The sequence below is a fragment of the Tardiphaga sp. genome, from assembly GCF_025356345.1.
In the GTDB taxonomy this organism is placed as follows: Bacteria; Pseudomonadota; Alphaproteobacteria; order Rhizobiales; family Xanthobacteraceae; genus Tardiphaga.
Map to the genome: position 1 here is coordinate 1 of NZ_JANXTC010000035.1, position 9,892 is coordinate 9,892.

Genomic DNA, 9,892 nt, shown 5'->3' on the forward strand with positions numbered 1-9,892 from the left:
GGATAGGTGTAGCGGCCGCCATAGGTGATGGCCGACGGGCCGCGCACCTGCCAGCCGTCGGGATGCTCGGGCGAGATCTGTAGCTTGCCGTCCCAGGGTTTCAATTCGCTGCCCTTGCGACCGGTATGGCCAAGCTGGGCCGCCGGTACCGCGCCCATCGCCTTGACCATCGCGGTCACGCGCGACAGACCTTCGATCTGCGCGTCGTCATAGATGCCGGCGCATGAGGTGCCGGTACGGCCGTCGGGCGTAATCGCGAGTTGTTCCGGGAACACCAGGCCAAAACCACCGGCGGCCCGCGAGCCCATCAGCATGACATGATAGTCATTCATCAACCCGTCGACGGACCGGTACATCGTCATCGGCGACATTGCGATCCGGTTTCGCAGCGTCACGCCCTTCAACGTGTAGGGACTGAATAGATCTGGCATGGCCTCGTCGCCTTTCGTCAAGCAGTCGCTTTACATGACTTTGTCGGAAATCTTCTGCGGTACAGGAACGCTGCCGGCAAAGGATGGCCGCTGCTCGATCCGCGCGCTGAACGCGGCGAGGTTCGGATACAGGCTTTGCCAGTCATAATCCGGCCATCGTACCGCGAGGTAGCCCATCACGGTTCCTACCGCGATATCGCCGAGACCGAACGCCGGCCCCACGGCGAATGTCCGGTCGCCGAGGAGGCGCGCCATCTCGCGCACGCCGCCGTCGATCTTGCGGCGCTGGCGAGCCATCCATTCCGGGCTTTTCGCCGCTTCAGCGCGCTGGCGCTCGAAGAACATCAGCACGAAGGCATCGCAGACGCCGTCGCACAGCACCTCCAGCCGACGCGCCGCGATCTTGCCATCGACGTCGAGCGGCAACAGTGGCGTCTCCGGATACTTCCATTCGAGGTACTGCATGATGAAACTCGACTCATAGACGGTGGAGCCGTCTTCGAGAATCAGGACCGGGAGTTTTTCCAGCGGATTGTATTTCGGCGTCGCGCTCGTGCTGTCCCATGGCACTTCCGTAATGAGCTCGAACGGCAGACCTTTTTCAGCCAGGGCAATTCGCACCTTTCGCGCATAGGGGCTGGGCGTGGCGCTGATCAATTTGAACATGACGGGCTCCGTGCATTAGACATCGAGACGATGGCGGCGCGCCCGTGCGGCGCGCCGCTTACCGGGTTTACTCCGCGGCGACGGCGGCGCCGCCAATGCCCCGGGCGGTCTGCATGTCGAACCGGCCGCGATCGCTGGCGGCCTGACGGCTATGATCGAGCACCGAAACCAGCCAGCAGGTGAGGAAGGCCAGCGGCATGGTCACGATCGTCGGCGGGTCGATCGGGAAGATCGGCGCGGCGAAACCGAGCACCTTGACCCAAACCGGCGGTCCCAGAATGGTCAGCGCCAGCGCGCTGAACAGCCCCACCGAGCCACCGATCACAGCCCCCTTGGTCGTCAATCCCCGCCAGTAGATCGAAAGCAGCAGCAGCGGAAAGGTCGACGAACAGGCAACCGCGCAGGCCAGCGACACCATGTAGGCGACGTTCTGGGTCTGGAACGCGATCCCGAGCAGCACCGCGACAATGCCGAGGCCGACGGTGGCGATTTTCGAAACCCGGACTTCCTTGCGGTCGTCAGCGGGACCCTTGCGGAACACGCTGGCGTAGAGGTCGTGCGAAACCGCCGAGGCGCCGGCCAGCGTCAATCCGGCCACTACCGCGAGGATGGTCGAGAATGCCACCGCCGAGATGAAGCCCAGCATCGCGCTGCCGCCGACGGCATTGGCGAGGTGGATGGCCGCCATGTTGCCGCCGCCGATCAGGCCACCCTTGGCATCGAGATAGGTCGGATCCTTGGCCAGTAGCGCCAGCGCCCCGAAGCCGATGATGAAGACCAGCGAAAAGAAGTAGTTCATCCAGACCGCGGCCCAGAACACCGAGACCCGCGCGGCCTTCGCGTCCGGGACCGTGAAGAAGCGCATCAGGATATGCGGCAGCCCGGCGGTGCCGAACATCAACGCCAGCCCGAGCGAGATTGCCGACAGCGGATCTTTCGACAGGAATTGCGGTGTCAGGATCGCTGTGCCCTTGGGGTGAACACTGACCGCTTTCGCCAGCAGCGCGCCAAAGTCGAAGCCGAATTTCATCATGACGAGAAACGCAATAATGGTGCCGCCGGTCAGGAACAGCACCGCCTTGACGATCTGCACCCAGGTGGTTGCCACCATGCCGCCAAACATCACGTAGCAGATCATCAGCACGCCGACGATGATCTCGGCATAGATGTAGTCGAGGCCAAACAGTAGCTTGATGAGCTGGCCGGCGCCGACCATCTGGGCGATCAAATAGAACGCGACAACCACCAGCGACGCACAAGCGGAGAAAATACGAATGGGCTTCTCGTTAAGGCGATAGCAAAGCACGTCGGTGAAGGTGAAGCGGCCGAGATTGCGAAGCCGTTCGGCCAGCAGGAACACCACGATCGGAAGCCCGGTGGTGTATCCGACCGCGAAGACCAGGCCGTCGAAGCCGGAGGAAAAGACCAGGCCGGACAGTCCAAGAAAAGCACCCGCCGAGATGAAATCACCTGAAATCGCGAGACCGTTCTGGAAACCGGTGATCCGGCCACCCGCGGCGTAAAAGTCATCGGTGGATTTGGTTCGCTTCGCGGCCCACCAGGTGATGCCCAGGGTCACAAGAACGAATGCGACAAACAGAATGATAGCGGTCGGATTGGTCATCGATACCCCCTCAAGCGCGACGGTTTGCAACAAGGACGTAAACGCCCGCGAGCACCACACCGAGCGCGATCACGAACAGGCCGTAAGCGAACGCCCAGGTCACGGTGCCGCCGGCGAAGACCGGGATGGCCAGCACCGACGGCGCGAAGGTGCCAAGCCCAATAAAGCCGGCATAGACCAGCATCAGGATGAGCGTCAGCGGAAGCCCGATATTCACATTGCTGACGCGGATGCCGTTGGCGGGTTTCCCGGCCGGGTCTGGATCTGGCAACAAGCGAGACATTCTGTTCACTCCTGGAGGACCTGTTGACGAGTTACCTGCGATACGGTGACCTTTGGAAACGCCTCACACCTTGCCCGGCACCACGCCCGGCGCCAGAACCGTGAACTCCGCGGAGTTGCGCATCGCGGCCTCCGGTCCCGTCGGCGAATAGACCGCGAGAATGCGCAGCGGCTCCCATCCGGTGTTGAAGGTCGAATGGAAGGCGCCGCGCGGAATCGTGACCAGACTGCCGGCGCTGATCGCGGTCGTGACCGGAAGCCCGGTCTCATCCTCGATCATCATCTCGCCCGCGCCGGCTAGCACATAGATCAGCTGCTCGGAGGCCGGATGATTGTGACGTTCATGACCTTTGCCCGGGTCAAAGAACAGCGACACAGCGCTCATGCGCTCGGTGCCGCTGACTTCAGGGGACGCCAGGGTTTTCGCGGTGACCCAGCTTGATATGATCGTATCGACATCGTTCGGCGTGATGACGTGCTTGATGGTGGTCGCGGCAGACATGAAAATCTCCAGTCGAAAATGAGGGTTCGCTCAGCGGTTGATGTCGAAATCCTTGGTCTCGGGAACCAGCAGCGCACCGATCAGCACCGTGGCGCCGCAGATGATGATCGGAAACCAGAGACCCGAGTAAATGTCGCCGTTCGCCGCCACCAGCGCGAAGGCGAAGGTCGGCGTCAGTCCGCCAAACCAGCCGGTACCGATGTGATAGGGCAGCGACATCGAGGTGTACCGAATCCGGGTCGGAAACATCTCGACCAGCATGGCAGCGACCGGGCCGTAGGCCATCGTCAGACAGAACACGAGGCCAAACACGATCAGCGTCAGCATCACGGCGTTGACGCCGGCGGGATCGGCCCTGGCCGGGTAGCCGGCGGCTTGCACGGCGCCGGCTAGATCAGACAGCGCGATCGGTTGTCCTCCGACCATGACGGTCGCGGTTGAACCCGCTGGTGCCGCTTGCGTGGTATAGCTGACCGACAACGCCGCCAGTCGCGATTTGGCGAGATCGCAGGGCGTGGTGAACTTCGCCGTGCCTGTCAGGTTGAACTGGAAGCTGCAACTGGCGGGATCGGCAATCAGCGTGACTGGCGCATTGTCGAGCGCACGCTCGAGCGCCGGATTACCGAAATGCGTCAGGCCATGGAAGGCAGGATAATAGGCCAGCGTGGCCAGCAGGATGCCGCCGAGAACGATCTTCTTGCGGCCAATGCGATCCGACAGCGTGCCGAACACCACGAAGAACGGCGTCGCCATCAGCAGAGCCACCATCACCACGACATTGGCCGTGATCGGATCGACCTTCAGCGTCTGGGTCAGGAACAGCAAGGTGTAGAACTGCGTCGTGTACCACACCACACCAAAGCCGGCGATCAGACCGAACAGCGACGTCAACACCACCTTGAGGTTTGGCCAGCGACCGAAGGCTTCCGACAGCGGCGCCTTCGATAGCGTTCCCTGGGCCTTCATTTTCGCGAACACCGGCGACTCTTCCAGCGACATCCGGATCCACACCGAGATCGCCAGCATGAAGATCGACAACAGGAACGGCAGCCGCCATCCCCACGCGGCAAAGGCGGGTTCTCCGACCGCGAGCCGGGTGAGCAGCACCACGACGAGGCTGAGGATGAAACCGGCGGTGCCGGTAACCTGGATCCAGGATGTGAAGGCGCCACGGCGCCCCTTGGTGGCATGCTCGGCCACATAGACGACCGCACTGCCATACTCGCCGCCGATCGCGAGCCCCTGCAGCATGCGCAACGACACCAGAATAGCCGGGGCGGCGAGTCCGATCGTGTCGTAACCGGGCAGAAGTCCAACGGCGAACGTGCCGAAGCCCATGATCAGGATGGTAACAAGGAAAGTATATTTGCGTCCAACCAGATCGCCGAGCCGGCCGAACACCAGGGCACCCAACGGCCGGACAATGAACCCGGCCGAAAAGGTCAGCATCGCAAAGATGAACCCGATCGACGGATCCGCCTTGGTAAAAAACTGCTGGCCAATGAGGCCGGCCAGTGAGCCGAACAGCACAAAATCATACCACTCGAAGATCGTGCCGAGCGAGGCCGCCACCAGAACCTTGCGTTCTTCGCGGCTCAACCGTTCGCGCGCGGGAGCCAGCACCATCGTCGCGTCGCTCATTTTCCACTTCTCCTACTTTGCAGCCGAGACAGGATCATCGCTCGGTCAATTATGTTCAGAGCCAACGGAGATAGGCTAGAGTTATTTCGATATATCGAAAAGCATTTCTATTAGCCGAAATGTTTCTATTTTAGGCAACGTGTTGCACGTGCTTGCCGGCGCGGCGCTGGCGAATTAACCAGAGGCCCATCATGAATCAGGCGGGGCGGATGAATAGCCAGGACCAGGTCAAGGCAGCTTCCCGAACTCTCGATCTGTTCGAGGCTTTCGCGGAAGCCGGCGGGCCGTTATCGCTGACCGAAATATCGCAGCGCATCGGGGTGCCTATTTCCAGCTGCCATAGCCTGGTGCGGACCCTGCAGGTCCGCGGCTATGTCTACATCCTGGAAGAGCGCAAGCGGATTTACCCGACCAAGCGGCTGTTCAACATCGCGCAATCGATCGGCCGCTACGACAGCCTTCTGGAGCGCCTCACACCGATCGCGGCCAGCCTGGCGAAGGCCACCGGGGAGACGGTAATCATCGGCAAGATGCAGGGCGACATCGTGATCTATCTCGAGGTCATTCCGGGCAGCCATACCGTGCGCTACACGGCGTCGCCTGGCGACACGTTTCCAACCCACAGCACCGCGCTGGGCAAATCGACGCTCAGCCTGCTCAGCGACGTCGCGCTGGACAAGGCGATTTCCAAACTCGAATTCACGGCCTTCACGGCGGCCACGATCACCGATCCCAAGGCCTTCAAGCAGGATATCCTGGAAGGTCGCGCGCGCGGCTATTTCCTGACGCGCGGCGAAACCGTCGCCGATGTCATGGGCATTTCAATTGCCCGCCGCATCGGCGGCGAGCCCTACGCGATCGGCGTCGCCGGCCCCGCCTCGCGGCTTGAGGAAAATTTCGAGGCCTATCTGGCCGCCGTCAAGGACGCCGAAAGCGATATCGACCGGATCGACGGCGACTAGCGTAGCGCTGTTTTCCTCGCAATCGTTCCTGCTGACACCAGAACCGCCGAATACGCGCTTGCGGTTCCGCTGCTGGCATTGGCCGTGCGGACCAGGGACGCGGGCATCGGCATCTCGTACCAATTGGCGGCGGTTGGCTATCAGCACGGCGATCTGAAATTGAAATGCCGCCCCGCAGCCTTGAGAAACATCAAGCATGATTTCCGTCAGGCGCCTACATTGTGCCGGATCGGTGTTGAAAGGCGATGCAAGCCATGGTTCTGGACCGGCGGGGCGCCCCCCTTTCACCACGCGAACGGCCGGATCAGGATGCGGTGCTGGAATTTGTGCGGCAGACCGAGCCCGGCATGCGGCGCGTCGATACCCATGCCTCGATCGTCTTTCTTGGCCAGCACCGGGTGCTGAAAATCAAGCGCGCCGTTCGCCTGCCTTTTCTGGATTACTCGACACTCGCCCGCCGCCGGGCGGCCTGCGCGGAAGAGCTGAGGGTCAACAAGCCATTTGCTCCGCTGATCTACCGCGACGTGCTCCCGATCACCTGGCAACATGGGGGCCTCGCCCTTGATGGTGATGGCGAAGCCGTGGAGTGGGCCGTCGAAATGTCGCGGTTTGACGAGACTCGCAGCTTCGAACAGCTCGCCGCCCGCCACGAACTCACTCCCGAACTGGCGACAGCGGTGGCCGATACGATTCTGGCAGCGCATCGACGGGAGCCGGCAGCCCGAACCACCGGCTGGGTTGCCTCCATCACCGGCCTCATCGAGCGAAACTCCGTCAGGTTTCGAAGCGTCGACGGCCTGCTTGCGTCGGACATCGATGGCCTGGATGCGCGGTGCCATGCCGCGTTGGCGACCCACAGGCACCTGCTTCAGCAGCGCGCGGCGGCAGGCTTCGTGCGCCGCTGCCACGGCGATCTGCACCTTGGCAATATTGTGCTGATCGACGGCCAGCCGGTGCTGTTCGACGCCATCGAATTCGATCCGGCGATCGCCACCACCGACATTCTCTACGACCTCGCTTTTCCGCTGATGGATCTGGTCCGCTATGGCGCAGTCGCCGAAGCCAATGCGCTGTTCAACCGCTATATGGAGGCCGGCGCCGAGGCCAACCGCGAGGCGCTGGCCGTGCTGCCGCTGTTTCTGTCGATCCGTGCCGCGATCCGCGCCCATGTCCTGTTTACCAGGAGCGAGCAGACCGGGAGCGACAGCACGGTCCGGGACCAGGCCCGAACTTACTTCGACCTCGCCCTTGAACTGATTGCTCCGCCATTGCCCTGCCTGGTGGCCATCGGAGGCCTGTCTGGAACCGGCAAGAGCGTACTCGCGCGCGGAGTCGCGCCGCGGCTCGGGCCGCTGCCCGGCGCGCTGATCCTGCGATCCGATGTCATCCGCAAGAAGCTGTTCGGCATCAACGAGACCGAGCGGCTGCCGGCTTCGGCCTATACAATCGAGGTGACGGCGCGAGTATACGAGGCCTTGCTGAAGGCCGCGGAATGTACGGCGCTACAGGGGCATTCCGCGATTCTCGACGCCGCCTTTCTCCGCGAAACGGAGCGCGCGGCGGTTTCAACCCTTGCACCAGCCAGCATCCCGCATCTCGGGATTTTTCTCACCGCTGAACGATCGGTCCGGATCGCAAGGATCGAACATCGACAAAATGACGCATCGGACGCGACCGCAGCGGTAGCGATCCAGCAGGAAGGATTTGCGCTGGGCAGGATGGACTGGCCTTTGATCGATGCCGGAGGACCATCGGAACAGACGCTCGCCCGCGCGCTCCATTGTCTGAAATGGCCTAGCTTCGAAACGACAGGCACGCCGTGACGGCGTCCAGCTCCGCGAGTAAACCCGGACCGAATTGCCAGAGCGCGTTCCAGCGCATGGCCCGGCCATGCGTTGCCCTGATCCGAGAACATCGTGGCGCGGCCTGCCGGGGCCGCCCGGAAGCCATTCATCAAATCCGGATCGGCCTCACCAGGTTACAGGCCGCGCGAAAATTTTTCGCGGCCATGACGCAGGACGGCGAATGGCCATGGCTGAAGACCGAGATCATCTGGCTCAACTCCGCGCTGGGCCCGGCACGAGACAATGATGTAACGACCGGCCATGTCAGGACCGGTCTGAAAAAACCGCTGGCCGCCAAAGACAGCAAGCTACTGGCCCTGGCCACGAGACGGAGCCACCGGCGGCTCACCTCGGTGCTGCGCTCCAAACGTTACGACCGGCTCATCGCCGCCCTCTCGCACTGGATCGATGCCGGACCATGGCTGACGACCGGCGCCGCCGCGGCGCGCCACCGACGCCGGCAAATACTCGCTGACTATGCCGCGGCCCGCTTGCAACGATGGAAGCGACGTCTTGTCCGCGACAGCGCAGGCGGCATGAAGGGCAATCGACGACGCCACCGCCTTCGCATCGCCGCCAAACGCTACCGCTACATGCGCGAGGCCCTGCTCGCCCTTGGCATACCGGAAAGCCGCAGCGGAACCCGGCAGCGCGAGGCGGCACAGTTCGCCCAACGCGCGCTCGGCGACCTCCGGGATCTGCAGCGGCTGCGAAATCTGCAGCCGCAAGATTTTCCCGTCAGGATCTACCGGCGCCGAAAGAAGCGACTGCTGCGACAGGCCCGTCAGGCGTTTCGCAGCCTGCGCTAATCCAGGCCCTCCGCGCGCCTCGGTAGGGCAACCCTGGCCCCTGAAGCCTCGGGCCATCGTGGTTCGGCGTGAGCTGTTCAGGGCGCTCAATCGAGCGGGCATTCCCTGATCACGTCGACAAGCGCCTTTTGCGCGCCGGCCGCGTCGTAGGCCAGCATCTCCGTCACGCCCATCGGTGCCGTGAGGCGCACCACGATCTCGCGGGCGTCGCGGATGGCCTTCACGATCCGCTTGTCGGGGTCGATCTGAATCACCTGCGTATCGAGCGCCCGGGCATTGGTGTCGATATCGGGCAGCGCATCGACCCGGAACCTGACCCTGAATTGATCCCCGGCGGCGCGCGGAGTGGTGCCGCTCGCGACCGGAAACAAGGTCAGGTTCAGCCGTTTGGCGATGCACCTGACCGAGAGCGCCATGGTGCGACCGCTGGTGACCGCCGTGAAAATCCGGCCGCTTCCCGACGGGGCCGTTTCGCTGGATACCATCCAGTTGCCGATCATCTTCGGCTCCAGCTGCGCATGCGCCGCGCTCGCCGCGCACGCCAACAGCCCCGCCACCATCAGCCGCTTCATCCGACGCTCCCCACAACCTCAAGGCACCAAGCGTGCCACACCTTGCCTTTGTGGGAAAGATACCGCGTCACGCCGGCCGCCGTTGTGAAGGGCTAAACTTTGCGCTGGAAATATCCGCGGAGGCCACTGGCCGCCGATCGGCCAGAGTCCGGGATCAAAAGCGCCGGCCGCTGGCGCAGGATGTCCGCGAAATCGCGCGAGGTTTGGCGCGATACACTCGTATCTTGCAACGAAGCGCTTGATACAACCTGATGCGGGCCATCGCGGCGCCGACCGGCCGCGCCCCCGCGGAAATACGATTCGAATGTCAAACAGCCCGTTTTCAGCGATCGATGTCGCACAGACGCGGCTCTGCCTTCTCGCGGCGCCGGACGCCCGAGTTGTACGGTAGTCCTCCCCTCCAGACATGAGGGGAGCGACTGTCTTTCCGTTCAAGCGTTTTTGGCTGCCATGGGGCTTTATCTCGCAGGATGGCGTTGAGGATGGTGAGCAGCTTGCGGGCAACCGCGATGATAGCCACGAGCTTCGGCTTGCCGGCGGGAACGAGTTTGTCGGGGAA

At 62.9% G+C, this 9,892-nt stretch carries 9 protein-coding genes and 2 pseudogenes; 3 read left to right on the top strand and 8 right to left on the bottom strand.

The genetic code is table 11. From position 1 onward, the window contains the following. From Q0S16_RS01795 to Q0S16_RS01820, 6 genes and pseudogenes are all read right to left on the bottom strand, one after another. A pseudogene (locus Q0S16_RS01795) lies at positions 1–431 on the bottom strand (NADH:flavin oxidoreductase/NADH oxidase); the annotation flags it as partial. A gap of 30 nt (positions 432–461) precedes the next feature. After that, positions 462–1,097 (bottom strand): glutathione S-transferase N-terminal domain-containing protein, encoded by a 636-nt coding sequence (locus tag Q0S16_RS01800; RefSeq protein ID WP_295844362.1) that lies wholly within the window; start codon positions 1,095–1,097, stop codon positions 462–464. 67 nt (positions 1,098–1,164) lie between these two features. Next, a complete protein-coding gene (actP, locus tag Q0S16_RS01805; RefSeq protein ID WP_295844364.1) occupies positions 1,165–2,721 on the bottom strand; it encodes a cation/acetate symporter ActP in 1,557 nt (518 codons plus the stop codon). 10 nt (positions 2,722–2,731) lie between these two features. After that, the gene (locus tag Q0S16_RS01810; RefSeq protein WP_295844367.1) at positions 2,732–3,004 is read right to left on the bottom strand and encodes a DUF485 domain-containing protein; all 273 of its coding nucleotides are present in this window, start codon (positions 3,002–3,004) and stop codon (positions 2,732–2,734) included. Between the two features lie 63 nt (positions 3,005–3,067). Next, on the bottom strand, positions 3,068–3,505 hold the full coding sequence (locus tag Q0S16_RS01815) for a cupin domain-containing protein (RefSeq protein WP_295844369.1): 438 nt from the start codon (positions 3,503–3,505) through the stop codon (positions 3,068–3,070). Positions 3,506–3,535: 30 nt separating this feature from the next. Continuing rightward, on the bottom strand, positions 3,536–5,146 hold the full coding sequence (locus Q0S16_RS01820; RefSeq protein ID WP_295844371.1) for an MFS transporter: 1,611 nt from the start codon (positions 5,144–5,146) through the stop codon (positions 3,536–3,538). A gap of 209 nt (positions 5,147–5,355) precedes the next feature. Here Q0S16_RS01820 and Q0S16_RS01825 point away from each other — a divergent pair, with 209 nt between their 5' ends. From Q0S16_RS01825 to Q0S16_RS01835, 3 genes are all read left to right on the top strand, one after another. Then, complete coding sequence (locus Q0S16_RS01825; RefSeq protein WP_295844374.1) at positions 5,356–6,108, top strand: IclR family transcriptional regulator; 753 nt, start codon at positions 5,356–5,358, stop codon at positions 6,106–6,108. 245 nt (positions 6,109–6,353) lie between these two features. Further along, the gene (locus Q0S16_RS01830; RefSeq protein ID WP_295844376.1) at positions 6,354–7,931 is read left to right on the top strand and encodes an AAA family ATPase; all 1,578 of its coding nucleotides are present in this window, start codon (positions 6,354–6,356) and stop codon (positions 7,929–7,931) included. A 56-nt stretch (positions 7,932–7,987) separates the two neighbouring features. Beyond that, entirely contained in the window at positions 7,988–8,761 is a 774-nt protein-coding gene (locus tag Q0S16_RS01835) for a CHAD domain-containing protein (protein ID WP_295844379.1), read from the top strand. 86 nt (positions 8,762–8,847) lie between these two features. Here the strand turns inward: Q0S16_RS01835 and Q0S16_RS01840 are convergent, their stop codons facing one another. Then, positions 8,848–9,333: a hypothetical protein gene (locus Q0S16_RS01840; protein ID WP_295844382.1), complete on the bottom strand. Its 486-nt coding sequence runs from the start codon at positions 9,331–9,333 to the stop codon at positions 8,848–8,850. A gap of 442 nt (positions 9,334–9,775) precedes the next feature. Beyond that, positions 9,776–9,892 (bottom strand): annotated as a pseudogene (locus Q0S16_RS01845) (IS110 family transposase); the annotation flags it as partial.